Source organism: Sphingorhabdus sp. SMR4y (genome assembly GCF_002218195.1).
In the GTDB taxonomy this organism is placed as follows: Bacteria; Pseudomonadota; Alphaproteobacteria; order Sphingomonadales; family Sphingomonadaceae; genus Parasphingorhabdus.
In genome coordinates, this window is record NZ_CP022336.1 from 1,141,546 (window position 1) to 1,166,281 (window position 24,736).

At 58.3% G+C, this 24,736-nt stretch carries 22 protein-coding genes; 6 read left to right on the forward strand and 16 right to left on the reverse strand.

The features are described 5' to 3' along the window. Nucleotides 1-38 precede the first annotated feature (38 nt). Together SPHFLASMR4Y_RS05405 and SPHFLASMR4Y_RS05410 are read right to left on the reverse strand one after the other, a co-directional pair. The gene (locus tag SPHFLASMR4Y_RS05405) at nt 39-254 is read right to left on the reverse strand and encodes a helix-turn-helix domain-containing protein (protein ID WP_089132645.1); all 216 of its coding nucleotides are present in this window, start codon (nt 252-254) and stop codon (nt 39-41) included. Next, nucleotides 254-826, reverse strand: a complete 573-nt coding sequence (locus SPHFLASMR4Y_RS05410; protein WP_089132646.1) for a DUF2975 domain-containing protein — start codon at nt 824-826, stop codon at nt 254-256. The genes SPHFLASMR4Y_RS05405 and SPHFLASMR4Y_RS05410 overlap by 1 nt, the downstream gene beginning before the upstream one ends. 142 nt (nt 827-968) lie before the next feature. Between SPHFLASMR4Y_RS05410 and SPHFLASMR4Y_RS05415 the strand changes: the two genes are divergently transcribed. Both SPHFLASMR4Y_RS05415 and lexA read left to right on the forward strand, forming a co-directional pair. Beyond that, on the forward strand, nt 969-1,622 hold the full coding sequence (locus tag SPHFLASMR4Y_RS05415) for a DUF4386 family protein (RefSeq protein ID WP_186266047.1): 654 nt from the start codon (nt 969-971) through the stop codon (nt 1,620-1,622). 324 nt (nt 1,623-1,946) lie between these two features. Further along, a complete protein-coding gene (gene lexA, locus SPHFLASMR4Y_RS05420) occupies nt 1,947-2,636 on the forward strand; it encodes a transcriptional repressor LexA (RefSeq protein WP_089132648.1) in 690 nt (229 codons plus the stop codon). Here the strand turns inward: lexA and SPHFLASMR4Y_RS05425 are convergent. Next, nucleotides 2,630-4,726: a ComEC/Rec2 family competence protein gene (locus tag SPHFLASMR4Y_RS05425; protein WP_186266048.1), complete on the reverse strand. Its 2,097-nt coding sequence runs from the start codon at nt 4,724-4,726 to the stop codon at nt 2,630-2,632. The two genes, lexA and SPHFLASMR4Y_RS05425, sit on opposite strands and share 7 nt — an antisense overlap. A 195-nt stretch (nt 4,727-4,921) precedes the next feature. On the opposite strand from SPHFLASMR4Y_RS05425, the gene gltX reads away from it, so the two are divergent. Next, on the forward strand, nt 4,922-6,325 hold the full coding sequence (gltX, locus tag SPHFLASMR4Y_RS05430; RefSeq protein WP_089134701.1) for a glutamate--tRNA ligase: 1,404 nt from the start codon (nt 4,922-4,924) through the stop codon (nt 6,323-6,325). Nucleotides 6,326-6,352: 27 nt separating this feature from the next. Further along, on the forward strand, nt 6,353-7,636 hold the full coding sequence (locus SPHFLASMR4Y_RS05435) for a citrate synthase (RefSeq protein WP_089132650.1): 1,284 nt from the start codon (nt 6,353-6,355) through the stop codon (nt 7,634-7,636). A 46-nt stretch (nt 7,637-7,682) separates the two neighbouring features. On the opposite strand, the gene SPHFLASMR4Y_RS05440 is transcribed toward SPHFLASMR4Y_RS05435, so the two are convergent. The 3 genes from SPHFLASMR4Y_RS05440 to SPHFLASMR4Y_RS05450 all read right to left on the reverse strand — a co-directional run bounded on the left by SPHFLASMR4Y_RS05440 (nt 7,683) and on the right by SPHFLASMR4Y_RS05450 (nt 11,398). Further along, nucleotides 7,683-9,083 (reverse strand): sensor histidine kinase, encoded by a 1,401-nt coding sequence (locus SPHFLASMR4Y_RS05440; protein ID WP_089132651.1) that lies wholly within the window; start codon nt 9,081-9,083, stop codon nt 7,683-7,685. Then, nucleotides 9,080-10,075, reverse strand: coding sequence for a DUF2336 domain-containing protein (locus SPHFLASMR4Y_RS05445; RefSeq protein WP_145955461.1), 996 nt, complete (start codon nt 10,073-10,075; stop codon nt 9,080-9,082). Before SPHFLASMR4Y_RS05445 ends, SPHFLASMR4Y_RS05440 begins: the two co-directional genes overlap by 4 nt. A gap of 117 nt (nt 10,076-10,192) precedes the next feature. Beyond that, complete coding sequence (locus tag SPHFLASMR4Y_RS05450) at nt 10,193-11,398, reverse strand: hypothetical protein (protein ID WP_089132653.1); 1,206 nt, start codon at nt 11,396-11,398, stop codon at nt 10,193-10,195. Between the two features lie 399 nt (nt 11,399-11,797). Here SPHFLASMR4Y_RS05450 and SPHFLASMR4Y_RS16855 point away from each other — a divergent pair, with 399 nt between their 5' ends. Beyond that, on the forward strand, nt 11,798-12,049 hold the full coding sequence (locus tag SPHFLASMR4Y_RS16855) for a hypothetical protein (RefSeq protein ID WP_145955462.1): 252 nt from the start codon (nt 11,798-11,800) through the stop codon (nt 12,047-12,049). A gap of 200 nt (nt 12,050-12,249) precedes the next feature. Here SPHFLASMR4Y_RS16855 and SPHFLASMR4Y_RS05455 read toward each other — a convergent pair whose 3' ends face one another. Beyond that, entirely contained in the window at nt 12,250-12,558 is a 309-nt protein-coding gene (locus SPHFLASMR4Y_RS05455; RefSeq protein ID WP_089132654.1) for an Hpt domain-containing protein, read from the reverse strand. 69 nt (nt 12,559-12,627) lie between these two features. On the opposite strand from SPHFLASMR4Y_RS05455, the gene SPHFLASMR4Y_RS05460 reads away from it, so the two are divergent. Then, complete coding sequence (locus SPHFLASMR4Y_RS05460; RefSeq protein ID WP_145955463.1) at nt 12,628-14,964, forward strand: hypothetical protein; 2,337 nt, start codon at nt 12,628-12,630, stop codon at nt 14,962-14,964. Between the two features lie 33 nt (nt 14,965-14,997). Here the strand turns inward: SPHFLASMR4Y_RS05460 and SPHFLASMR4Y_RS05465 are convergent, their stop codons facing one another. From SPHFLASMR4Y_RS05465 to SPHFLASMR4Y_RS05505, 9 genes are all read right to left on the reverse strand, one after another. Next, nucleotides 14,998-15,276 (reverse strand): DUF1467 family protein, encoded by a 279-nt coding sequence (locus SPHFLASMR4Y_RS05465; RefSeq protein WP_089132656.1) that lies wholly within the window; start codon nt 15,274-15,276, stop codon nt 14,998-15,000. Between the two features lie 6 nt (nt 15,277-15,282). Continuing rightward, nucleotides 15,283-16,923 carry a ribonuclease J gene (locus SPHFLASMR4Y_RS05470; RefSeq protein ID WP_089132657.1) on the reverse strand — a complete coding sequence of 547 codons (1,641 nt, stop codon included), beginning with the start codon at nt 16,921-16,923 and terminating at the stop codon, nt 15,283-15,285. After that, a complete protein-coding gene (locus tag SPHFLASMR4Y_RS05475) occupies nt 16,920-17,702 on the reverse strand; it encodes a type III pantothenate kinase (RefSeq protein ID WP_089132658.1) in 783 nt (260 codons plus the stop codon). Before SPHFLASMR4Y_RS05475 ends, SPHFLASMR4Y_RS05470 begins: the two co-directional genes overlap by 4 nt. Nucleotides 17,703-17,717: 15 nt before the next feature. After that, entirely contained in the window at nt 17,718-18,365 is a 648-nt protein-coding gene (locus SPHFLASMR4Y_RS05480; RefSeq protein ID WP_260807082.1) for a biotin--[acetyl-CoA-carboxylase] ligase, read from the reverse strand. A gap of 62 nt (nt 18,366-18,427) precedes the next feature. Then, nucleotides 18,428-19,882 carry an NADH-quinone oxidoreductase subunit NuoN gene (gene nuoN / locus SPHFLASMR4Y_RS05485; protein WP_089132660.1) on the reverse strand — a complete coding sequence of 485 codons (1,455 nt, stop codon included), beginning with the start codon at nt 19,880-19,882 and terminating at the stop codon, nt 18,428-18,430. Then, complete coding sequence (locus SPHFLASMR4Y_RS05490) at nt 19,882-21,420, reverse strand: NADH-quinone oxidoreductase subunit M (protein ID WP_089132661.1); 1,539 nt, start codon at nt 21,418-21,420, stop codon at nt 19,882-19,884. The genes nuoN and SPHFLASMR4Y_RS05490 overlap by 1 nt, the downstream gene beginning before the upstream one ends. Beyond that, the gene (gene nuoL / locus SPHFLASMR4Y_RS05495; RefSeq protein ID WP_089132662.1) at nt 21,420-23,426 is read right to left on the reverse strand and encodes an NADH-quinone oxidoreductase subunit L; all 2,007 of its coding nucleotides are present in this window, start codon (nt 23,424-23,426) and stop codon (nt 21,420-21,422) included. The genes SPHFLASMR4Y_RS05490 and nuoL overlap by 1 nt, the downstream gene beginning before the upstream one ends. A gap of 127 nt (nt 23,427-23,553) precedes the next feature. After that, on the reverse strand, nt 23,554-23,859 hold the full coding sequence (gene nuoK, locus SPHFLASMR4Y_RS05500) for an NADH-quinone oxidoreductase subunit NuoK (protein WP_089132663.1): 306 nt from the start codon (nt 23,857-23,859) through the stop codon (nt 23,554-23,556). Between the two features lie 151 nt (nt 23,860-24,010). Then, nucleotides 24,011-24,622 (reverse strand): NADH-quinone oxidoreductase subunit J, encoded by a 612-nt coding sequence (locus SPHFLASMR4Y_RS05505; protein WP_089132664.1) that lies wholly within the window; start codon nt 24,620-24,622, stop codon nt 24,011-24,013. Between the last annotated feature and the right edge of the window lie 114 nt (nt 24,623-24,736).

Consider the following 24,736-nt stretch of genomic DNA (forward strand, 5'->3'; position numbering starts at 1 on the left):
AATATCGTAGACTGATACCCCGAAAATTGTTGCGGTGTTCAATCTTCTTCTACCGGTTCGTAGCGTAACAAATCACCGGGTTGGCATTTCAACTCCCGGCAGATCGCCTCAAGCGTGGTAAAACGCATTGCCTTTGCCTTACCGGTTTTCAGGATGGAGAGGTTGGCAAGCGTGATATCCACCCGCTCGGCCAACTCGGTCAGGGTCATGCGGTTATCGTGCAGCAGATCGTCGAGCTTGACTCGAATAGCCATTAAACCGTCCCATCCAGTTCTTCCTGCATTTCCGCCCCGCGATCAAAAACCCGCGCGAGGATGATAAGCAGCAAGACGAGCAAAATACCGGAAATCGATATGCTGGCATCAGGCGACATTTCAAAATCTACGCCCGGTTTCGGATCACCGAGCATTGTGACCACGCCTGTAGCAAGCAGGCTTGCGCAAAATGTTACAATCTGGATTCCGACGGCTGCAATGCCAATACCGCGCAGCCGGGTACCGTTGATATCGGTAAAGGGATTGCCCTCACCAACCGAGCGCACGATCCGACGCAAACGATCGACCGCAAAAAGCGTCAGCAACATCAAGACAACCGCCAGTGCCATTATCAATGCGATCATCCCGAAAATCTCAGGCTCGGGCGGGCTCACAAATGCCTTCGCCATTTCCGCCAGCAGATATTGATAGGTGAATGGTATTGCCAGCAAGCAAATTGTGGCAACGCCTATTCCAGCCAACAAAATCCACTTGCTAAAAGCCAATATTCTACGTGCGGATTTGAGCACGATATCATTTGATTGTGAATCCTTTTTGATATTCGATTCCATCACTGAGTCTCCGTAATTTATTGTCCTTCAATAATCTACATATTGATATATGGCAATATAAATATTGATTATCGATATGGAATATGCCACATGCTTTTCACTTCGGAACATCAGTCCGTTGGGAAACAGGGAGAAATGGCCAATGTTGGAAAACTATCGGAAAATGGGCGGCCTTGCGGCTTTGACGGAGGCGCTATGCTATATTATCGGGTTCGCGATATTTGTTTTTTTCCTCGATTTTCCAGGCAATTCCAACCCTGTTGAGAATGTAGAGTTTCTCATCGAGAATAAAATTCTCATCATGTCCACCATGTCGATAATCTATATATTTGCCGCGCTGGTTTTGGCTGTTCTGGTCTTGGCACTGCATGACCAATTGAAGGAAAAATCGCCCAAAGCGATGCAAGTCGCAACATCGGTGGGCCTCATTTGGGCTGGCGTGGTTGTAGCCAGCGGGATGATTTTCAATGTCGGCGCGGAAAGCGTGATCAGTATATATGCAAATGATCCTGAACGAGCTGCTACACTTTGGATGGCGGTTGGCATTGTTCAAGACGGATTGGGCGGTGGAATCGAGCTCCTGGGAGGCGTGTGGATTCTCATCATTAGCTGGACTGGTTTGAAGAGCGGTATTTATCCGAAGTTTCTTAACTATCTGGGAATTATCCTGGGATGTGCAGGCGTCCTGTCCGTTGCTCCTTCCTGGGAAATTTTTGTCGAGATTTTTGGCCTCGGCCAAATCGTCTGGTTTATCTGGCTTGGAACGATCATGTTGCGCGATAAGGCAGCGGCTTGACGGAGCTGCATCCGATTGGACTGATCCATTTCGCGGTCGGCGCGATAGCATTGCTGGTCGGCGCAGCGGCACGGACATTTCGTAAGCGGTATCCGCTTCCTACCGAAAGCGGACTAAGCGTCAGGCTGGAGTGAACGTCCGCAACTGGGGCGTTAGCGGATGGACAGCTCTTGTACGGCAAGCGCGAATTGCCGACATCGAAGCAATTGATCAATCTGTCCACATCGCCCACCCTTCTGCCAGCGGCCGCAGCACTTCCCGCTTGACTTCCCCCGTTTTGTTTCTTAATTGTTCCGTATTCGTTCCCAGAACAGGACACTGGACATGCTCACGCAAAAGCAACATGAACTTCTTTGCTTCATTGATGAAAAACTCAAGGACAGCGGCGTTTCGCCCTCGTTCGAGGAAATGAAGGAAGCGCTGGGGCTCAAGTCCAAGTCCGGCATTCACCGTCTGATCAGCGCGCTCGAGGAGCGGCACTTCATCCGCCGCCTGCCCAACCGGGCGCGGGCGCTGGAAGTGCTGAAGCTGCCGGAAGGCGGCGTACAGGAAGCGGAGCCCTCCAATGTGGTCGCGCTGCACCCGGAAACACCGGTGCGCGAAGTCGCGTCCAGCCCGGCCCCGAGCAATGACGATATTCTGGAAATTCCGCTGCACGGCCGGATCGCCGCCGGCGCGCCGATCGAAGCGATGGAAGGCCAGTCGGCGCTCAGCGTGCCTGCCGCGCTGCTCGGCCCCGGCGAACATTATGCGCTGGAAGTCTCCGGCGATTCGATGATCGAGGCCGGTATCCTCGACGGCGACTATGCGCTGATCCAGAAAACCGAAGTGGCGCGCGATGGCGAGATTGTCGTAGCCTTGATCCACGACGAGGAAGCCACGCTGAAATATCTCCACAAGGATGGTGTGCGGGTGCGGCTCGATCCCGCCAACGCCGCCTATGAACCGCAAATCTATGGTGCGGGCGAAGTGCGGATTCAGGGCAAGATGGCCGGATTGCTGCGCCGCTACTGATTGGCTCTCTTGACGCCAGCGTTTTTTGCGTCCCCATCATCCGACCGATAACGCGTCCAGATATGCCTGCCGGTCCAGCCGAGCGTGGTGGATATCTGCTGATTTTCCAGATCAATCGTCATGCCGCCAACCTGCGACAGCAGATTGCGGTCGACTTTCAGCCAGCGCGGCTGACAGCTTTCCGGCAGCCGCCGGTCGCTGACCACAATATCCGCGCGGCGACAGGCCGCCGACAGAGACAGCGCCGGGATATAATGACCGCTGCGCGTCGCCAGTAACCGCCAGTCGCGCCCGCCCGCGCGGACCGTGGCCAGACAGCTGTCGCCGTTACAATCGGCACCGGGCCAGTCTTCCAGCGCCTGCGATTCCCCCTCCACTCCTGCATTTTCACGGATCATGTCGCGAATGAAGTCGCCGCTGCGGCTGCGCAGCATCGCCAGCTCGCCGCTTTCATTGCGAATGGCGACATGGCGGCCGTCGCCGGTGATATAGATATCGGGTGCACGGGTTGTGGCAATCATCAAAGTCCCGACCAGCACCGGCGCCAGCCCCCAGTAGCGCCAGCGCTCCCGCCACAGGCAGAGCCACAGACCGCCCAGCAGCACCAGTGCGAAGGCGATCACCTTCATGGTCGGCAACATCGTCACGGCCCCGGGCCGGCTGGAGACAAAATGCGCCAGCGCGATCAGGCTGCTCAGCGCCTGTTCGCACAGCCACCAGATCGGTGCGCCCAGACCAATACTGTCCAGCACCAGAGCCAGCGCTTCCAGCGGCATGATCACGAAGGTCGTCAGCGGGATAGCGATGATATTGGCCAGAGCGCCATAGAGCCCGGCCTTGTGGAAATGGTAGAGCGCGATCGGCATCAGCGCGATCTCGACCACCAGGCCGGTCAGGAACAGCGCAAGGATGAATCGCCCGGCGCGGCGCAGCAGGCTTTCCTCGCGCAGCATGACCAGCGCCTTGATCCGCGGATGCTCGTGCAGCGCAATGATCGCGGTGACCGCCGCGAAACTCAGTTGAAAACTGGGACCCACCAGCGATTCCGGCCAGAAGACCAAAACGAACAAGGCCCCCGCCGCGACCATTCGCAAGGTGATCGCGCTGCGCCCCATGATCAGTGCCACCAGCACCAGCAATGCGGCGACACAGGCGCGGATTGTCGGCACCTGCGCCCCGGTCATCAGCGTATAGGCGACCGCCGCAAGCGCCGCGCCGGCGGCCGCCACAATCGGCAGACGAAAGCGCAGCGCCAGTGGCGGCGACAGGGCAAGCGTCTTCAAGATCAGCAGATAGACCGCCCCGACCACCGCCGTGACATGCAGCCCGCTGATCGAGAGCAGATGCGCCAGCCCGCTGCGCCGCATCGCTTCGGCATCCGCCTCGTCAATCGCGCCGCGATCCCCGGTGGCCAGAGTCGCGCCGATCGCGCCCGCAGCGCCGGACATCTGCGACTGGACATGCGCCGAGAGCATCTGCCGGTATCGCGACAACGCAAAGACCGGATCGGCGGGGCGCAATATGGTGATTTCGCCCAGCGCCTGCCCGGTCGCGCCGAGCCCCTGGAACCAGGCGCGTTCGGAGAAATCATAGGCGCCCGGCAACGCCGGCATCGCCGGTGGCATCAGCCGCGCCCGCAACTGGATCAGCGCTCCGTCCTGCAAGGCGGGAACGGCGTTTTCCAGCGGCACATTCACCCGCACCCGCGGCGGCAGCTCCGGATTATCGCCGGTGCGCAGCGTCAGCCGCACCATGTCGCGCGCCAGCAGCGGTTCGATCCGCTCGATTTCGGCGTTGAATGTGGTGACGAGCGGCCGCTCCAGCACCGGCGCGGCGACGCTCCCCGAGCGCAGCCAGATCAGCGCGCAACCGGTAGCGGCCAGCAGCGCGAACCAGAACAAGGCCCTGGCGGCTCGCCTGTCACGTCCCGTCATGACGGCAATCAGGCAAAGCCCGCCACACAGGCTGATGAAAGCCAGCCACCAGGCGCTATTGGCGAGATTGAACCAGCAGGCGATGCCGAAACCAAGCGCCACCGGAACCCATAAAGCCAGCTGGTCCCGCTCCTTTTCCAGCTGGTTTTCAATCATTTTGGAGAGTTGCCTGTCGCGCCAGAAATCAGACAATTGTCGCGGGTGAAACAGCGTGCTAAGGGCGGTGCCAGTCGACCCGGAACCGGTGCTCATGGTGCCATTCGGGCTCAATCCATCCCGCATTTCAGGACCCTATCACAGGGCCCCCGAAGCGTGAATTCAAATGAAGCTGATCAGCCGAAAGAGACAAATATGGTCGTAACCCGCTTTGCCCCCTCCCCGACCGGATTTCTCCATATCGGCGGTGCACGGACGGCAATGTTCAACTGGCTGTTCGCCCGTCACCATGGCGGAAAGGCACTGCTGCGTATCGAGGATACCGACAAGGCGCGCTCCACCCAGGAAGCCATTGACGCCATTTCCGAAGGCCTCGAATGGCTGGGGCTCGACTGGGACGGGGAAACCGTTTTCCAGTCGCAACGCGCCGCGCGCCACGCCGAAGTCGCCCACGAGCTGCTGGCTTCCGGCAACGCCTATAAATGTTTCGCAACCCAGGACGAACTGGCCGCCATGCGCGAGCAGCAGCGGGCCGAGAAAAAGCCGATGCGCTATGACGGCCGCTGGCGCGACCGCGATCCGTCGGAAGCGCCGGAAGGTGCGCCTTATGCGATCCGGCTGAAAACCGAACGCTCCGGAAAAGTGACCATATCCGACATGGTGCAAGGCGATGTGTCGGTCCAGAACAGCGAGATTGACGATTTCATCCTGCTGCGTTCCGATGGCACCCCGACCTATATGCTGGCCGTCGTCGTGGATGACCATGACATGGGCGTCACCCACCTGATTCGCGGCGATGACCATCTCAACAATGCCTTTCGCCAGCTCGCCCTGATCCGCGCGATGGGCTGGGACGAGCCGGCCTATGCGCATATCCCGCTGATTCACGGCAATGACGGCGCCAAATTGTCGAAGCGGCACGGTGCACTGGGCGTCGAGGCCTATCGCGACATGGGCATATTGTCCGACGCGATGTTCAACTATCTGCTGCGTCTCGGCTGGGGCCATGGCGATGACGAGATCATCTCGCGGGAACAGGCAATAGAATGGTTCGACATCTCCGGTGTCGGCAAATCGCCGTCACGCTTCGACACCAAGAAGCTGCAGAATCTCAACGGCCACTATATGCGCGAGGCCAATGATGCGGATCTGGTGCGGCTCGCCACACCATGGATCGAACAGGATCTGGGAGCGCCTTTATCCGCTTCGGACCGCGATTTGCTCGGCCAGGCCATGCCGGTTTTGAAGAGTCGCGCAAAAAATCTCATCGAATTGGCGCAAAGCAGTCTTTTTCTCTTTAAAAAACGCCCACTTGGCCTCGACGAACGGGCAGAAAATCTGCTAGACGCTCCCGCACGGACGCTGCTGAAATCGATTCACCTTGGCTTGACCGATCTGGAAGACTGGACGCTCGAGACAACGGAAGAAACCATAAAAGCGATCGCGGAGTCTGCCGAATTGGGGCTGGGGAAGCTCGCACAACCTATGCGCGCGGCCCTGACTGGAAGCACCAGTTCACCCGGAATTTTTGACGTTCTGATACTTCTTGGGAAAGAAGAATCACTGGGGCGTCTTGCAGATCAAATAGAAAAAACCTGAGTTTTCAGGAGCAGAAAGGACAATATCGTGGGCGATAACGCAAAATTCAGCATCGATGGCGACAATTTCGAATATCCGGTTCTACAGGGCACCATCGGTCCCGACGTGGTCGATATCCGCAAATTATACGGCCAGACCGGTGCCTTCACCTATGACCCCGGCTTTACCTCGACCGCCAGTTGCGAATCAGAGCTGACCTTCATCGACGGCGGCGAAGGCGTATTGCTGCATCGCGGCTATCCGATCGAACAGCTCGCCGAAAACAGCAGCTTCATGGAAGTCGCCCACCTGCTGCTCCGCGGCGAATTGCCGACGGCGGACGAATATTCCGACTTTACCAACACGATCACCCGCCACACCATGGTGCATGAACAGCTGCGCGGTTTCTACCAGGGCTTCCGTCGTGATGCCCACCCGATGGCAATCATGTGCGGTGTGGTTGGCGCGCTCTCGGCTTTCTATCACGACAGCACCGACATCAACGATCCCGCCCAGCGGATGATCGCCAGCCACCGTCTGGTCGCGAAAATGCCGACCATCGCGGCGATGGCCTATAAATATTCGATCGGCCAGCCGTTCGTCTATCCCGACAATGAACTGTCCTATACCGGCAACTTCCTGCGCATGACCTTCGGTGTTCCGGCCGAGGAATATGAAGTACACCCGGCGATCGAAAAGGCGATGGACCGGATCTTCATCCTCCACGCCGATCACGAACAGAATGCGTCGACCTCGACCGTCCGGCTCGCCGGCTCCTCGGGTGCCAACCCGTTTGCCTGTATCGCGGCCGGCATTGCCTGCCTCTGGGGCCCTGCCCACGGCGGCGCCAATGAAGCGGCGCTCAACATGCTGCACGAAATCGGCCACCCTGACCGCATTCCGGAATATATCAAGCGCGCCAAGGACAAGGACGATCCGTTCCGCCTGATGGGCTTTGGTCACCGCGTGTATAAAAATTACGATCCGCGCGCATCGGTGATGCAGGAAACGGTTCGCGAAGTGTTTGAAACGCTGAAGGTCAAGGATCCCGTCTTTGACGTGGCGTTGCAGCTCGAGGAAATGGCGCTCAACGATCCCTATTTCATCGACAAGAAACTGTTCCCGAACGTCGACTTCTATTCCGGCATCATTCTCTCGGCGATCGGTTTCCCGACCTCGATGTTCACCGTGCTGTTCGCCCTCGCCCGCACCGTCGGCTGGGTTGCGCAGTGGAACGAAATGATTTCCGATCCCGGCCAGCGCATCGGTCGCCCGCGTCAGCTCTACACCGGTCCGGCCAAGCGCGACTATGTGCCGATCGACAAGCGGTAAAGACTAGAGAAATCTGGAGAAAGGGGAGCGTTTCGCTCCCCTTTTTTTATGCCGTTTTCCGTTCCGGCAAGGACAGGGTGAAAGTAGAACCCTTGCCGGCTTCGCTGGCCACGGTCAGGCTGCCACCCATAGCGCCAGCCAGACGACGGGAAATGAACAACCCCAATCCGCTGCCACCATCACCAGACCGGCCCAGCCGCTCGAATTTTTCAAAAATCCGCTGCTGGTCTTCGGCAGCGATGCCATCGCCCTCATCGCTTACGGCAATCCGGGCAAAACCGTCATCGGTGGATACCCGCAGGCGGATCACCGAACCGTCGGGCGAATAACGGATTGCATTTCCGATCAGGTTGACCAGAATTTGCAGCGTCCGGCGAAACTCGCCGCTGGCGGGGCATTTTTCTTTTTCGTCCGGAAGGTCAAGACGAATGTGATGATCAGCCGCCTTGACCGCCAGCAAGCCTGCCGCCCGATGGGCCAGATCAACCAGATCGATATCGTCCCCCGCCACGGTGAATTCTGGCCGTTCAATCGCCTCGAGATCGGACAGATCATTGACCAGATCGAGCAAATGTCGTCCGGCCGATGCGATATCCTTGGCATAGCTGGCATAGTCGCCGCGCAGCGGGCCTTCCAGCTTGCTGCTGATGGTCTCGGCATTGGCGATGATCTTGCCCAGCGGCTGGCGCAATGCGGGCCCCAATTGCGTTCCAAACAGACTGTCGCTGATCAGCTTGCCATTGGTGCTCCTGGTATCTGCGCCACGGGCCGGCTGGACATTCGGGGCGTCGTCCGGCGTCGCGGTAAAACGATAGCCGGCGAACAGTCCGGCCTTGTCAATCAATGGATTGCCCTGCAGCACGAACAGACGCTGTGCCCCGCCTTTCTGCCGCATCCGCTGGTTGCGGATCGGCTGGCGCTCGGCCACGGCCTCCAGCAGACCGGCATTGGCCGACGGTGGAATGACATCATATATATCGAGCAGGGACTGACCGATGACCTCGAAATCCTGGTCAGCCTCATCCGGCATCTGCCGGGCTATGATCCGCAACGCGGCATCGGTGCGGATCGCCCCACGGCCTTCCAGCCGGTCAAAATCGCGCGCTCTGGACGGATCGTCTTTCTCGCTCTCGCGGTGCGAATATTCCTTCCAGTCGATGATCGAAAGGTGGAGGGGCCCTGCCTTTTCCGGCGAAGCCAGCCGGGTCTCCACCCACATTTCAATACGTGAATCGTCATCCGATGCCTGGACCGGACGGGAGAGGTTCATCCCCAGCCGTCGGCTGAGACGGCATAAATCTGCCAACTCGGGAACGGCCAGAGGGCCGCCTTCCCGGCCACCGCAGCGCAGATGCAGCCGCAGCAGCTTCGGGTCTGCCGACAGCAGCAGTCCGTCGGCATCTACCTGTCCCAGCACCGGCTCGGTCAATTTGCGGTCCGTGGTCATCTATCGGGGCTGCCCGGGAAATCGCCGGAAAGAAGCCGTTCGGCCTTCTGATAGGCCTCGGGAGAAGCCCAGTGCGAGACCTGTACCAAACAGCGATCCCGGTCGGTCTCGCCATAGGTTGCTGCGGTCAATATATGGTCGCCGCCGTCAAGCGCGGCAAATATCGACAAGGCTTCCTGAGCCGGAAAATCAGCGGCCCGCATGACAACGACCAGACGCACCATATCCGGCTCGGCAGTAAAGGCGACAATCTGGTCGCTGGTCAGGCCGGACCGCCGAGCCAGTCGCGCGACAAACAGCGTCAGACCGTCTCTCATCGGATGGGGAACAGAGTGCTGATCCTCATCAGACTGGTCAAGCAATTGGGCAAGCCGCTCGGCCTTGCGTGCCACGCCGGCGCTTTCGTCATGCGCGGCAAGCAGCCGCTCTGTTGCCTGCTGCAATTGCGGACCGGCAAAGCCGGACCGTCTGGCGAGCGCGGCAGTTATCGGCCAGGCAAGCGAATAGAGAATCTCCGGCGGCAAATCCCCCGGGCTGGCAGCGATTTCACCGGGAGCGCCGGTGGTCTTGGATTGCGCGACAAGCAGCCCCATGGCAGCCTCGGCAACAGCCGGATCCTCGTGGTCCAGATGCCGCGTCAGCGTGGATTCGAGATCTTCCTGTGAGATCTTCTGCAACAATCGGGCGGAAAGCTCGCTTTGCTGCGTTTTGACGAACAGATGACGGACGATTTCGGGCGTCTTCAGCAGTCCGGACGGCTCGAGCATGGCAAAGCTCTGGCCTTTGCCGCCCTGCGCGATATCGAGGAGCACCTCCTGATGAACCCCCATATCCTGGGTCGCGATGGTGCAGATACGCTTTTCAATCTGGTCGACGACGCTACGCAGATATTGCTGCGCATTGGACCGCATGCGATCATTGAAAATGACGTCGCTTCTGGGGAACAGCGCATGCGCAAAATCATCCGCCACGAACGAGGCTTTATCAGCCATCGCGCTCGCGCGGCGGACAATATCAGTGTGCTTGCTTCGATCCATCGGAAAAACTCGCTCTGCCATAGCTAGGCCGTACCCTAATGTGGTTAACAAGCCGCTAAGTCGAATGTTCCGCTATTCACCCTGCGGGTCGGATAATTTCGGCGCTTTTCCTGCGATATAGCGATCAAGGAGCAGCGACAGGCCGGAGTAGAGCGCCGCGGCATATATGCCAAAGCTGATCGGTCCGAAAATGCTGGCCAGGAGCAACACAAGCAGTACCAGCCTCAGGTCCGGTCGGACCAGCAGGAACCGGCCGTTGTCCGGCGCGCTCCTCAGGAGCAGCAAATGCGCCAGCAACAAGACGAAAATCACAAGATTCGGCAGCAGAGTGGCGGCATCAGAGGCCTGCAGCAGCAAGATGGCCACGCCGCTCGCCACGAACATATCCAGTGCTAATGCCGTCCAGTCTCTCATGTTCACGGCGCCGTCAAACTGCCGCATCATGGTCCGGGCAAATTGCCCGGCGCTACCGAGAAAGAGCAGACCGAGCGCGGCTATTGCATAGCCAAACGCCGCAACAACGATACCGCCAAGCCCGGCTACCAGTGCAAAAATCTGCAGATATTGTGGCGCTGCCTTTCGTGCCCAAAGACGCGGCAGACTGCGCTTGATCAGCGGACGCAACAAGAAGCGGTTCAGGAAATTGTCCTTCGCTGCAGGCATGTCCTTCAACTTGCGCCGCGTATATTGCGCTGCGCTCAGCTCGCTCTGGATATGGGAAATCGCCCCCGCACCCATTCGCCGGTCCGAGATGATTGCGCGCGGGCAATCGGCCTGCACTGCGGTCCGAAGCAGAGCTGATCCGATCTCCCACTCGTCCGGGATATCGATCATCGCCACCAGCCGCGAGGCATTGAGCGAGACGATACCGAGCCAGCGCTGGTTGAGATCGATACGCTCGAATTCCTGATATTCCTCAGCATGCAATACGGTGAACAGCAATTCCTGCGGCGCACCGCCCAGCTGGTCGACAATTTCCTCATTGGGGATGATGCCGTCAGCGAAATAGACGATATGATCCTGCTCGCTCGCATATTGCACCAGATCGCTGGGGCTGCGGACATATTCCGCATCGAGGCCCTGCTGCTTCATCTCGTCGATTTTCTGCAACAATGCGCCGTGAGTGACCGGACAGAGGAAGACGAATTTTTCGCAGCCGATGTGTTGCGCGGCCCGAATCTGCAAATCCAGCAAGGTCCCGGCAAACAACGGCAGCAGGGCAATCGGCCCCTGCCCGTCGAGATCGTCTTTTGCCAGAGAAATCAGTGCCAGTTTCACGAAATTTGGGGTCCCGAACGAAGAAGAGGAAGGCTCTTCCCGTCCATAGATGGTGGCGTCCGGTCATGCCAAGCGATAATCAGAAATGTCTCGGTTTGAATCTCCGCTTTTCGGGTGGGAAACGGACAGTCTGCTTTGGGAACTGAAGAAGGCGAAAGCAGACGCAAATTCACTGAGGCGATAGTGGCAGCTAACGATCCAATTGCGGATGCGGGCATTGGCTGTTCGCATTCCACGAGAAGGCAAGGTAGCTTCAGGCTAAAACCCAGGCCAGCGCAAAGAACTTGATACTCAATATTGTCAATGCGCGCTCCATCACTATGATTGTGCTAAGCTATTCTTTACGATGTTAAACGCGCAGATTTACTCGTAATTCATGATCAGGGATTAGGTAAGCGTATGAGTGAATTTCTTTTGATCTGTTGCTTTATGTTTTTTGCGGGCAACTTGTGTTCTGCCGCCGTCACCGGACGACTCATCGCAAAAGGCGGATACAATTCGCCGCTTCCTTTGATAAAAATCGTGTCTATCGGCGAGGAACCTCGCTCATTTTGGCTTCTTGTACTGTTGTATGTCACAATTTGCGGCTTGCTAGCTGGTGTATTTCTAGAGATTGCGGGTGTCTGGGACGCGCCTTGGTTTAACGCGTGACTTGGCCTAGGATACCATAGCAGATCTTCCGCTTCCACCCCCAGTCTTTGTCGTAGTGGAACAAAGAGAGCTCCGTCCGCTTTCGGAAAAATGGAGAATCGGCGCAAAAGCCCCACATGAGGCGGAAGCAGACGTTCCACCCGTGACATTTTTCTACATTCCGGTGTTGCTGGCGCACTTGACGCGGCGGAGCGGGGATTTCAGTCCCGATGCGCCTCTACCGCGGAAACAGCGCGCTCCAGTTTCTGCAGAATGACCGGATCGCCCGGAGCACCATGGGCGGCCTCGTCGGCCAGTTGCAGGATCTTGGTCGCGGAGAAGCTTGCGGCCAGTCCTTTCAGACGCCAGGCCGCATATTCCCAATTGGCATCACAGCGCGCTCTCCCGAGCAAATCAACCTGCCGTTTTGCGCTCTCCAGAAACGCCGCACGCAATTCCGCAATCAGGGGTTGATCATCCCCCACCGCGGCCGTCAGAGCGGCGTCCAGAGCTCCATAATCAAATGACATTCCGAACACTTACACGCAATATGGTTAACTTATGGTTTCTATGATCCGATATTGTGTTAAATAGTCCCCATGGCAGGTGAATCTAAGATAATCGGGATGTGGCGGGATCGGGACGAAAGTGCCGGCGACGACCAGGTGGAAACAACCGCTGGCATGGACAGCGAAGCCCCAGAGCCGACTTCGGAAACACTTGATTTACCTGAAGAAAATTACGAAATCGCCGATGATTCGCCGGACGATGATTGGGATGGATATGCCGATGACATGGCGTCCGCCCGGGACCGCTCCCGCCTCGTTCCGCTGCTGTTGTTAACCATTGCCGGAGCTTGCTGGACCGCGTTTTTCCTGTGGGCCAATCGCGACATTTTTACAACAATGGTCACCCCCAAGGCCGGGATAGACCTGCTGACCCAATGGTGCCTTCCGATCGCTACGCTGGGAATTGCCTATCTGCTCTACATGCGCAACAGTACCCGCGAAGCCGGTCGCTTTGCCGACGTCGGCCTGTCGCTCCGGACCGAGTCCAAGCTGCTCGAAGCCCGGTTGAAAACGGTCAATAATGAACTCAGCGTCGCGCGCGAATTTCTGAGCCAGGAAAGCCGGGAACTGGAATTTCTCGGCGAACAGTCATCGGGCAAGCTCACCAATGCTGCCGGCCTGATCCGAAAATCGCTGGATGACGGCCTGGTCAAAATGCAGAAGCTGGATGATGTCGGTGGCGCAGCCTACAAGAATCTCGAGCAGTTGCGCGAACATCTGCCGGTGGTGATCAACACCGCCAAGGACGTAACCAACCAGATCGGCAACGCCGGACGTACCGCCCAGACCGAAATGGCCGCGATGGTTACGACGCTCAAGAAAATCGGCGAAGTCGGCACGGCGGCGCAGCAAAGCCTGACCGCCCTGACCAGCAAATCCTCGCTATCGATTGATAATCTTGCCGTTGAAGCCGAACGGATCAAGGCCAGCCTTGCAGAGCAGCTGCAGGAAGCGGAAGCCGGATCGCAGCAACTGGCAGCGCTATTGCGGAAAACCACCTCGGAAACCGTCGACGCCATCCACAAGACGCGGGCGCGGCTCGCGACTGAAGCTTCGGACTCGGCTGCGTCGATGCGGGCCGATCTGGATGCGCTGGAAACCGCTCTCGAAAGCGCTGGAAAAATCGCGGACGCGGAAGAGGTCCGGCTGAAAACACTGGCCGAGACGCTCGACCGGAATATTTCCGAAATTGCTGAAAATCTGGCAAATCTCGACAATGACGGCGGCGAAAAAACAGCAAAGCTGGCCTTCGCCATGAACGCCATGGAGCAGAATAGCGAAACCCTGCAGCAATCGCTTGAAAACGGCTATGTCGTCGCCGATGGCATGATCGAGCGAATGGAACGCCTGCTGGTCGCGCTCGACAGCAGTGCCCGGGAAATGGACGAGACCCTGCCCACGGCATTCGAACGTGTGTCGGAGAAATCGCAGGAAAGCCTGGCGCTTTACAGCCAGATTGCCCGCGAGGCCCGCAAGGCCCAGGAAGATGCCGGCAGAGTGGCCCAGCAGGTTGCCCAGACCGATCATTCAATCACCAGGCAGCAGGAATTGCTGGGCAAATTGGGCCAGAAGAGCGACGATACCAGCAAGTCGGTTGTCCAGCAGATTGACGACATCGCGAAAGCGATCGAGGCCGTACGCGAACAAAATGAATCGCTGGCCGAGAGCGCCGGCGAGAAGATGATCAGCGCACTGTTGCGGGTGAAAGAAACAGCAAAGCAGGCTTCCGAACATTCGCGTCAGGCGCTCGAAAATTCTATCTCCGGCTCGACCGAAACATTCGAGAAAATGAGCGAAGAGGCGCTGAACCGGATTATCGACGACAAGATCGCCTCGATTGCACCGAAGCTGGAAAAGGCGGTCTCAAGCGCTGTGGAGACGACCCAGTCCACTGCGGCCCATCTGACCGAACAGCTGGCGGCGATCGAGGATATGACCACGAAGCTGGAACAGCGTATCCTGTTTGCTCGGGAAAAGGCCGAACAGAGCAGCGACGAGAATTTCACCCGGCGCGTGGCGCAGCTGACCGAATCGCTCAACTCCATTTCCATCGACGTCGGGAAAATCCTGTCGAATGATGTCACCGACACCGAATGGGCTGCCTATCTGAAAGGGGATCGCGGCATCTTCACGCGCCGTGCCGTTCGTTTGCTCGACAACCGCGAAGTCCGCGAAATTCTCGCGCAATATTCCGGCAATGACGAATTCCGCGAACATGTGAACCGCTATATTCATGATTTCGAGGCGATGCTGCGGGGCGTGCTCGCCACCCGCGATGGCAGCGCGATCAGCGTCACCTTGCTGTCGTCGGATGTCGGCAAGCTTTATGTGGCGCTGGCCCAGGCAATTGAGCGTCTGCGCAACTGATCCTGTCCTGGCCCCTGGCCCCTGGCCCCTAGCCTAACCCATCCGGTCGCGGCTGTCGAAAATATCGATCATGTCGAGGGTGATCCAGCCATTGGCATAGTTCAGATAGAATAAGCCGAACGCCGTTGTTGCCAGCAATGTGGTCAGCAACAGCACCCGCAGGGGGCGGAAATTGACCGGCGCTCCGTCCGCCTGCCCTTCGACCATCTTGATGCCCGATTCATGATGATTGCGGATACCGATCGGCAGGATGATGAACGCGGCCATCACCCAGAAAAGCACATAGATCGCAATGACCGAAGTGAGTTCCAAAGCCCGCTAAGCCTCCACAGTCAGCACCGAAACAATCGGCTTTTTGCCGGTCCATTCGGTTGCGCTGCGGCGCACCAGCAAACGGATCGCTTCGTTGAATTTGTCGATATCGCCCACCGGCTTGCTATATTTGCTCAAAATCGCGTCGACCACTTCGTCGAGGAAATCTTCTTCGTCTTCCTCCAGCGGAACGCCGTTGAGTTTCAGCACCGGCTGGCCAAAAATCCTGCCCTTGGGATCAAGGCCGATAGCCACCGAAATCAAGCCGTTATGTGCAGATTTGCGGCGCTCGTTCAGGGTTTTCCCGTCAGCCGGGATGATCACATCACCGTCGACGACGAGCCGTCCGGTCCGCTCCTGCCCCAAAATTTTCGGGCCATCGGGCGCCAGACGCACGACATCCCCGTTCTGCTGGAAAATGGCTTTCGGGACGCCATGCTCCAGGCCGAATGCGACCTGGGTTTTCATATGGCGGATCTCGCCATGGACCGGCACCAATATTTCCGGCTTGATCCAGTCGTACATCTGCGCCAGCTCCGGCTGGCCCGGGTGGCCCGAAACATGAATATGTTCCTGCCGCTCGGTGATCATGACAACGCCCTTGGCCGCCAGCTGGTTCTGGATCCGGCCAATCGCAATCTCGTTGCCCGGGATCTGCTTTGACGAGAAGAGCACGTGATCGCCCTCGGAAAGCTTGATCTGGTGGCTGTCACCGGCAATCCGCCCGAGAGCGGCGCGCGCCTCCCCTTGCCCGCCGGTGGCGATAATCATCACCTCGCCCCGCGGCAGGCTCATCGCCTCCTGGAAATCGACGGTCGGCGGAAAGTCCTTGAGATAGCCGTTTTCGCGACAATTTTCGATGATCCGGTCGAGCGAGCGACCGGCAACGCAAAGCTTGCGGCCCGAATGGACCGCCACTTCACCCAGGGTCTGCAAGCGGGCGGCATTGGACGCAAAGGTCGTCACCACCACGCGAGTGTCGATGTCGTCGACCACGCGCATCAGATTGCGGCGGACTTCGCCTTCCGAACCGGAAGCCTTGTTGTTGAAGACATTGGTCGAATCGCAGACCATCGCCAGGACGCCCTCATCGCCGATTTTCTGCAGCTCTTCCGGGGTCGACGGCACACCGAGCACCGGCTCGTCGTCCAGCTTCCAGTCACCCGTGTGGAAAATCCGGCCATAAGGCGTGTCGATCAGCATCGCATTGCCTTCGGCTATGGAGTGCGCGATCGGCAGGTAGCGGAAGCCGAACGGACCAAGATCGAAACTGCCTTCATTCGGAATAATATTGAGCTCAACATCATTTTGCAGGCCGACTTCCTCCAGCTTGCGACGGATCAGACCCGCCGTGAACGGGGTCGCGAACAGCGGCACATCAAGATCGGCGGCAAAATAGGGAACCGCACCGATATGGTCCTCGTGCCCGTGAGTCAGCACGATGCCGAGCAGATCCTTCTGGTTCTTCTCGATAAATTCGAGATCGGGCAGGATCAGGTCAATGCCCGGATAGCTGGGATCGGCAAAGGTCATGCCGAGATCGACCATCACCCATTTGCCGTCACAGCCATAGAGATTGACGTTCATGCCGATTTCGCCCGACCCGCCGAGGGCCAGGAACAGTAGTTCTTTTTTTGCTTTTGTCATGAAGCGTTGGTTGCTCGCTGATAGAGGAAATGCAGGCCCTGAAGAGTCAGGTCCGATTCCAGATGGTCGAATACATCTGTATGTTCGTCAAAAAGTACGGCTAATCCGCCGGTAGCAATGATTTTGGTCGGCCGGCCAATCTGCGCCTTCGTGCGCTCCACTAGCCCTTCGATCATCGCAACATAACCCCAAAAGATGCCAATCAGCATCTGGCTTTCGGTGGTCGTGCCGATGACATTGATATCTTCCGGCGATTCCAGTGCGATGCGCGGCAATTGTGCCGTTTTGCCTACCAGCGCATCAAGCGACAAATTGATCCCGGGTGCGATCACCCCGCCCTTATAAGCGCCTTCATAATCGGCAACATCAAAGGTTGTAGCCGTTCCGAAATCGATGATGACGATGTCCTGCTTATATTTCTGATGCGCAGCGATCACGTTGAGCGCGCGGTCTGCGCCGACGCTGTCCGGCTGTTCGACATCGAGGGCAATGCCCCAATGCGCAGCACCCCGACCGGCAACCAGCGGGGTCACGCCAAAATATTTTTCAGAAAGAACCGTCAGATTATGCAGCGCGCGCGGAACAACGGTGCCGATAATCACCGCATCGACGGAGCCCAGCTCCAGTCCTTCCAGCTCGAGGAGCTGCCGCAGCCAGACGACATATTCGTCTGCCGTGCGCCGGGCATCGGTGGCGATCCGCCAGCGCGCGCGAATGTCGTCGCCGTCGAAGAGAGCAAACACGACATTGGTATTTCCGGCGTCTATGGCCAATAGCATAAGCGATTCTTCTCTTTAGCCGATGGAAATATCACCGGCGCGTATTTCGATAAGCGTTCCGTCGGCTTTTCTCAAGCGCAGCGCGCCATCGACGGTCAGGCCCGCAAATTCGCCACTGATCTTGTCGCCGCCATCATCGCTCGTCGTCACGCTCATTCCGACCGGATGCGCGAGAGCTTGCCATTCCTGCAATATACGGGCGAGGCCCTCCTGACGCCAGAGCTTGACCCCTTTTTCGAACTCAATCGACAGCTGTCCGAGAAAGCTTTCTGCTTCGACCGCCGCGCCCTCCTTCTTCAGACTGGTCACGGTCCGCCCCTCTACCTCGGGTGCCTGTGCGATATTGACGCCGATGCCCACAACCACCTGATTACCAACCCGCTCCAGCAATATGCCGCAGATTTTCGCCTCGGAAACCATAACGTCATTGGGCCATTTGAGCAGCATTGGCACGTCGGGCAGATAGTGCCGAATGGCGCCATGAACCGCCAGGCCTGCGACAAAGGACAAGGAAGAAGGTTCCGGGTCACCGGGCCGCAAATCGACCGCTGTACTGCAAAAGAGATTACCTTGCGGGCTTTCCCACTTGCGGCCTCGTCGCCCTACCCCGCCAGTCTGCGTCTCGGCGCGCAGCCAGAATCCTTCCGGCGCACTGCCGGTCAAAGACAGCGCCTTCACATCCGCATTGGTCGATGCGGTCTGGTCGACGGTTTTTATCTGAATAGTCAGAAAAGCGACACCGCGGCTGCGGCGGTGATCGGCGCCATGAACGGAATCGCCAGATAGCCGAGCGGGGAAACAAAGAGCGCCAGCAGCGCGATCAGCCCGTTCTCGGTCTTGTGCCCGGTGCGCACGATCTCGCCAGCCGGATCATCGAAATAGATAATCTTGACGACCTTGATATAGTAGAAGGCACCAATCACCGAGGCGGCAATACCGATCACCGCGAGCGGCAACATACCGGCAGCGACGGCTGCATCAAAGACCAGGAACTTGCCCCAGAAACCGAAGAGCGGCGGGATACCGGCGAGCGAGAACATGAACACGGCAAAGGCCGCAGCCAGCCCGGGACGCGTCTGCGACAGCCCGGCGAGACTGGAAAGGCTTTCCAGTGGCTTTCCGTCCTTGTCGCGCATTTCCAGCACACAGATAAAGCTGCCCAATGTCATCGCGACATAGATGGCAAGATAGAACATCATGGCCGAAATGCCTTCCGGCGTACCGGCAGCGAGGCCAATCAGCAGAAAGCCGACATTGTTGATCGAGCTATAGGCAAGCAGCCGCTTGATATTCTGTTGCCCGATGGCGGCGACAGCGCCCAGCACGATCGAAGCCAGCGCGACAAATATGATGATCTGCTGCCAGGCCGAGGTCTGGCCGCCAAAGGCTTCGATAATGACCCGCGCCGTCAGCGCCACTGCGGCCACTTTCGGCGCGCTGGCGAAGAAGGTGCTGACCGGTGTCGGCGCGCCTTCGTAAACGTCCGGCGTCCACATGTGGAACGGAACGGCGCTGATCTTGAATGCCAGACCCGACAGGACCAGCACCAGACCGATCAGCGGACCAGTGGAGAGGTCCCCGCTCAGCGTCTCGCCGATCACAGCAAAGCTCGTCGAACCGGCAAAGCCGTAGACAAGGGAGATACCGAAAAGCAGCATCCCGCTGGCAAGCGCGCCCAGCACAAAATATTTCAGGCCCGCTTCGGAGGAGCGCACATCGGTGCGGATGAAGCTGGCCAGAACGTAAGCCGACAGGCTGTTCAGTTCGAGGCCGATATACAGCGTCATCATGTCGGTCGCCGATACCATCATCCCCATGCCGATACAGGCGAACAGGATCAGGACAGCATATTCCGGCCGATATTTGCCGCCGGCCTGGAAGAAACGCGGGGCAATCATCAGCGAGACGATCGCGGCCAGGTAGATCAGGAACTTGGCGGTACTGCCAAAGGCGTCCATCCGATATTGGCCGTCAAAGGCGAAGACGCCGTCCTTGAATTCCGGCATATGGGCCAGGACCATCAACAGGATCGAAGCGCCGAACAGCGCCGCAGCCGACAATATCGTCACCAGACGCGCGGATTTTTCACCGCCCCAGGCAGAGATCATCAACAGGATCAGGCTGGAAACCGTGAGAAATACTTCCGGTGCAACCAGATAAAGGGAGTTTCCGATGTCCATCAGTGCGCCTCTCCATGGGCTTCATCATTGGTGACGGCTTTGGCCTCACCCATTTTGAGATGTGCGTCCCCTTCCGGAGCCGCGCGATCAATACGGGCTACCAGCGCGCCCACGTCACCGCGGATCGGCGCCATGAAGCTTTCCGGATAGACGCCCATCCACATTACAGCAGCGGCAATCGGCGCGAGCAGCACCATTTCCCGTGCGGAAAGGTCAGGCATCGCCTTGACATCCTCGTGAACCAGTTCGCCAAAAGCGACCCGGCGATAGAGATAGAGCATATAGCCGGCGCCGAGAATGATGCCCGTCGTGGCGACCAGTGTGACCCAGCTATTGACCTCGTAAAGACCGATCAGCGAGAGGAACTCGCCAACGAAACCGCTGGTTCCGGGCAATCCGATGGAGGCCATGGTGAACAGCAGGAACAGGATCGCATATTTCGGCATGTTGATCGCCAGTCCGCCATAGCGGCCGATTTCCCGGGTGTGCAGCCGGTCGTAGATAACGCCGACACAAAGGAACAGCGCGCCCGACACCAGACCGTGGCTGAGCATGACGACGATCGCGCCCTCGATACCCTGGCGGTTGAAAGCAAACAGACCAAGCGTCACAATCGCCATATGCGCGACCGAGCTGTAGGCGATGAGTTTCTTCATGTCCTGCTGCACCAGCGCAACAAGCGAGGTGTAGATCACGGCTACCATCGACAGCGCGAAGACCAGCCAGATGAACTGCTCGGAGGCTTCCGGGAACATCGGCAGCGAGAAACGCAGGAAGCCGTAGCCGCCCATTTTCAGCAACACGCCAGCCAGGATCACCGAACCGGCGGTCGGCGCCTGAACGTGCGCGTCGGGCAGCCATGTATGGACCGGCCACATCGGCATCTTCACCGCGAAGCTGGCAAAGAAAGCCAGCCACAGCCATGTCTGTGCCTCGGGCGGGAAATCATAGTTCAGCAGCGTCGGAATGTCGCTGGTCCCGGCATCCTGCACCATCCACAGCATCGCGATCAGCATCACCACCGAGCCGAGCAAGGTGTAGAGGAAGAATTTATAGCTGGCGTAGATCCGGTTGGCGCCGCCCCAGATACCGATGATCAGATACATCGGGATCAGGCCCGCTTCGAACAGGATATAGAAGAGGAAGATATCCTGCGCCGCAAAGACGCCGATCATCAGCACCTCCATGAACAGGAAGGCCGCCATATATTCGCCGACCCGCGTCTGGATCGATTCCCAACTGGCACCGATACAGATCGGCATCAGGAACACGGTGAGCATGATCAGCATCATCGAGATGCCGTCGATGCCCAGCGCCCAGGCAAAATTGCCGAACAGGTCGGATCGCTCGACATATTGCCACTGCGGGCCGCCAATGTCGTAATTGGCCCACAGGACGACGCCGAGAGCGAAAAGCACCAGCGTGGTCACCAGCGCCAGCCACCGCGCCGCCTGTGCGTTGAGGAACAGACAGATGATCGCTGCCAGCATCGGCAGGCCCATCATCAGCGACAGGATAGGAAAATCAAGCTGGTTCATTAGCTGGCTCCCCGCATGATGACCCATGTCGCTGCGGCTGCCAGACCCAGCAGCATGACCAGCGCATAGCTATACAGATAGCCGCTCTGGAAGCGTTTCATCACGCCGGAGCCGCTGGCGATCACCGCAGCGATGCCATTGGGGCCAAAGCGGTCGATCGTGCCTTCGTCACCGGTCTTCCAGAATTTCCGGCCCAGCCAGAATGCGGGACGGATGAAGATCAGATTGTACAACTCGTCAAAATACCATTTGTTGAAGAAGAAATTATAGAGCGGGCTGAAGGTCGCGGCCAGTCGAGCCGGACGGTCTGTGCCACGGAAATACATGAAATAGGCCGTCGCAAGACCGGTCAGCATGGCCACGGTCGCGGACAATTTCACCCATAGCGGCACTTCGTGCATCGCGTGCATCAGGCCGGCGTCATAGGCAATGGATCCGTTCCAGAATCCGCCATCGTCGATGAAGGCATGGCTGAACACAAAGCCGGCAAAGACAGCACCGACGGACAGAACGCCGAGCGGAATCAGCATAGATAACGGACTTTCATGCGGGTGATAGCCACCGGTCTGGTCTGCACCGGCTTCTTCCGGCGTCTTGTGAACGCTGTGCTGGATATGCTCGGACTGGATCCAGCGCGGCTTGCCCCAGAAGGTCAGGAACATCAGGCGCCAGCTGTAGAAGCTGGTCAGCAGGGCCGCGAGCACACCGATGAAGAAGGCGAACTGCCCGACTTCGGTACCGGAGGCAAAGGCCGCCTCGATAATCGCATCCTTGGAATGGAAGCCGGCAAAGCCTGCGTGCAGCCAGTAGATGCCGACACCGGTGATCGCCAGCGTACCGGCCATCATCGCCCAGAAGGTCAGCGGGATTTCTTTTCGCAGACCGCCATAATAGCGCATGTCCTGCTCGTGGTGCATCGCGTGGATCACCGAACCGGCGCCAAGGAACAGCAAGGCCTTGAAAAAGGCGTGGGTGAACAGGTGGAACATCGCCACATTATAGGCGCCAACACCGGCGGCGAAGAACATGTAACCGAGCTGTGAACAGGTCGAATAGGCGATCACCCGCTTGATATCATGCTGCACAAGACCGACAGTTGCGGCGAATATCGCGGTACAGGCGCCGACAATCGTCACGACGGTAAGGGCGACATCGCTGGTTTCGAACATCGGTGACAGACGGCAGACCATGAACACGCCTGCGGTCACCATCGTGGCGGCGTGGATCAGCGCCGACACGGGGGTCGGGCCTTCCATCGCGTCCGGCAGCCAGGTGTGCAGACCAAGCTGTGCGGATTTGCCCATCGCGCCGATGAACAATAGCAGGCAAAGGATGGTCATCGTATCGAGACGCATGCCGGCGAACGTGATCGTCGATCCAGCCATGCCCGGTGCCGCTTCCAGGATTTCCGGAATGGATACGGTGCCAAACACCAGAAATGTGCCGAAGATACCCAGCATGAAGCCAAGGTCGCCGACGCGGTTGACAACAAAGGCCTTGATCGCAGCCGCATTGGCGCTCGGTTTCTTGAACCAGAAGCCGATCAGCAGATAGGAGGCCAGACCGACGCCTTCCCAGCCAAAGAACATCTGGACCAGATTGTCGGCGGTCACCAGCATCAGCATGGCGAAGGTGAACAGGGACAGATAGGCGAAGAAGCGCGGCTGGTCCGGGTCTTCGTCCATATAGCCCCAGCTATAGAGGTGCACGAGCGCGGAGACCGTGGTCACAACCACCAGCATCACCGCGGTCAGTGTATCAACGCGCAGCGCCCAGTCAAATTGCAGATCGCCGGAGATCAGCCAGGTCAGGACCGGCACGACTTCGGCGCTGCTGGATCCGCCCAGAAAACCGAGAAAGATCGGCCAGCTCAACGCACAGGATGCAAACAGCGCGCCAGTGGTGACGATCTTGGCCGGCACATTGCCGATGATACGATTGCCGAAACCGGCGACGATCGCTGCCAGCAGGGGCAGGAAAACTATGAGAGTGATGCTGTTCACGATTACCCCCGGAGCCGTTCGTGCTGAGCTTGCCGAAGTATGAACGGCGTGGACGCAACCTGCCGTTGACCTTCGATCGCCTCCGGCCCGACAGGCTCAGGGCGAACGGTATTTTTAGACGAACTCATGTTCACCCCTTCATCCGGTTGACATCATCGACGGCAATAGTGCCGCGCTGACGGAAATAGATCACGAGAATGGCCAGCCCGATAGCGGCCTCGCCTGCGGCCACGGTCAGGATGAACATGGCGAAAATCTGCCCGGTCATGTCGCCGAGAAAGGCGCTGAACGCGACAAAGTTGAGATTCACCGCGAGCAGGATCAGTTCGATCGCCATCAGGATGATGATGACATTCTTGCGATTGAGAAAGATGCCGAGCATGCCCATCACGAACAGGATCGAGCTGACGACGAGATAATGTTCGATACCAATCATGACATATCCCCGGCTGGAAAATGAATTGCGGAGAGAGAATCCGTTCGTGCTGAGCCTGTCGAAGCACAGCCTTCGAAACGTGATACTGCCGTCGAACCAGGTCCTTCGACAGGCTCAGGACGAACGGCGGACGGAGCCGATAGATTTTGAATCACAATTCCACTCCCTTGCCGACTTCGGGCTGTGTGTTGCGGGTCGCGTCTTCGGGACGCCGGGCGACCTGATCGGCGACATTCTGCTTGCGTACGCCACCACGAGTCCGCAGGGTCAGCACAATTGCACCGACCATTGCTACCAGCAGGATCATGCCCGCAGCCTCGAACAGGAAGACATATTTGCTGTAGAGCAAAGCGCCCAGCTGCTCGATATTCGACGGCGCGCCTTCCGGCAGGCCGACCGCCGCGGTGGCCTCACCCATACCGGCAGACTGCCAGGTACCGACGCCAAAGATGATCTCGACCACCAACACCAGCGCCAGCAACAGGCCGAGCGGCAGATTCTTCATGAACCCGGCGCGCAGTTCGGCAAAATCAATGTCGAGCATCATCACCACAAACAGGAACAGAACCGCGACCGCGCCGACATAGACAATCACCAGCAGCGCCGCGATAAACTCCGCACCGACCAGCAGCATCAGTCCCGCCGCGTTGAAAAAGGCGAGGATCAGCCACAAGACGCTATGCACCGGGTTGCGCGAGAAAATGCACAGGGCACCACTGGCAAGCACGATGGATGCGAACAGATAGAATGCGAAGATTTGCATTAAATTGGCTTCCTATTCCCAATTCCGTTCGTGCTGAGCTTGTCGAAGCATGGCTTGCGCACAACATCCTTCGACAGGCTCAGGATGGACGGATTTGGATTAAATTCCCGGTTC

Excerpts from the sequence above, each read along its gene's own strand:
- SPHFLASMR4Y_RS16855 (WP_145955462.1), top strand. The coding sequence starts at position 11,798 with ATGAGTGAATTTCTTTTGATCTGTTGCTTTATGTTTTTTGCGGGCAAC.
- SPHFLASMR4Y_RS05415 (WP_186266047.1), top strand. The coding sequence starts at position 969 with ATGTTGGAAAACTATCGGAAAATGGGCGGCCTTGCGGCTTTGACGGAG.
- SPHFLASMR4Y_RS05425 (WP_186266048.1), bottom strand. The coding sequence starts at position 4,726 with ATGATTGAAAACCAGCTGGAAAAGGAGCGGGACCAGCTGGCTTTATGG.
- SPHFLASMR4Y_RS05445 (WP_145955461.1), bottom strand. The coding sequence starts at position 10,075 with ATGGCTGATAAAGCCTCGTTCGTGGCGGATGATTTTGCGCATGCGCTG.
- SPHFLASMR4Y_RS05505 (WP_089132664.1), bottom strand. The coding sequence starts at position 24,622 with ATGCAAATCTTCGCATTCTATCTGTTCGCATCCATCGTGCTTGCCAGT.
- lexA (WP_089132648.1), top strand. The coding sequence starts at position 1,947 with ATGCTCACGCAAAAGCAACATGAACTTCTTTGCTTCATTGATGAAAAA.
- nuoK (WP_089132663.1), bottom strand. The coding sequence starts at position 23,859 with ATGATTGGTATCGAACATTATCTCGTCGTCAGCTCGATCCTGTTCGTG.
- SPHFLASMR4Y_RS05410 (WP_089132646.1), bottom strand. The coding sequence starts at position 826 with ATGGAATCGAATATCAAAAAGGATTCACAATCAAATGATATCGTGCTC.
- nuoN (WP_089132660.1), bottom strand. The coding sequence starts at position 19,882 with ATGGACATCGGAAACTCCCTTTATCTGGTTGCACCGGAAGTATTTCTC.
- SPHFLASMR4Y_RS05440 (WP_089132651.1), bottom strand. The coding sequence starts at position 9,083 with ATGACCACGGACCGCAAATTGACCGAGCCGGTGCTGGGACAGGTAGAT.
- SPHFLASMR4Y_RS05460 (WP_145955463.1), top strand. The coding sequence starts at position 12,628 with ATGGCAGGTGAATCTAAGATAATCGGGATGTGGCGGGATCGGGACGAA.
- SPHFLASMR4Y_RS05405 (WP_089132645.1), bottom strand. The coding sequence starts at position 254 with ATGGCTATTCGAGTCAAGCTCGACGATCTGCTGCACGATAACCGCATG.
- SPHFLASMR4Y_RS05475 (WP_089132658.1), bottom strand. The coding sequence starts at position 17,702 with ATGCTATTGGCCATAGACGCCGGAAATACCAATGTCGTGTTTGCTCTC.
- SPHFLASMR4Y_RS05490 (WP_089132661.1), bottom strand. The coding sequence starts at position 21,420 with ATGAACCAGCTTGATTTTCCTATCCTGTCGCTGATGATGGGCCTGCCG.
- SPHFLASMR4Y_RS05470 (WP_089132657.1), bottom strand. The coding sequence starts at position 16,923 with ATGACAAAAGCAAAAAAAGAACTACTGTTCCTGGCCCTCGGCGGGTCG.
- gltX (WP_089134701.1), top strand. The coding sequence starts at position 4,922 with ATGGTCGTAACCCGCTTTGCCCCCTCCCCGACCGGATTTCTCCATATC.
- SPHFLASMR4Y_RS05455 (WP_089132654.1), bottom strand. The coding sequence starts at position 12,558 with ATGTCATTTGATTATGGAGCTCTGGACGCCGCTCTGACGGCCGCGGTG.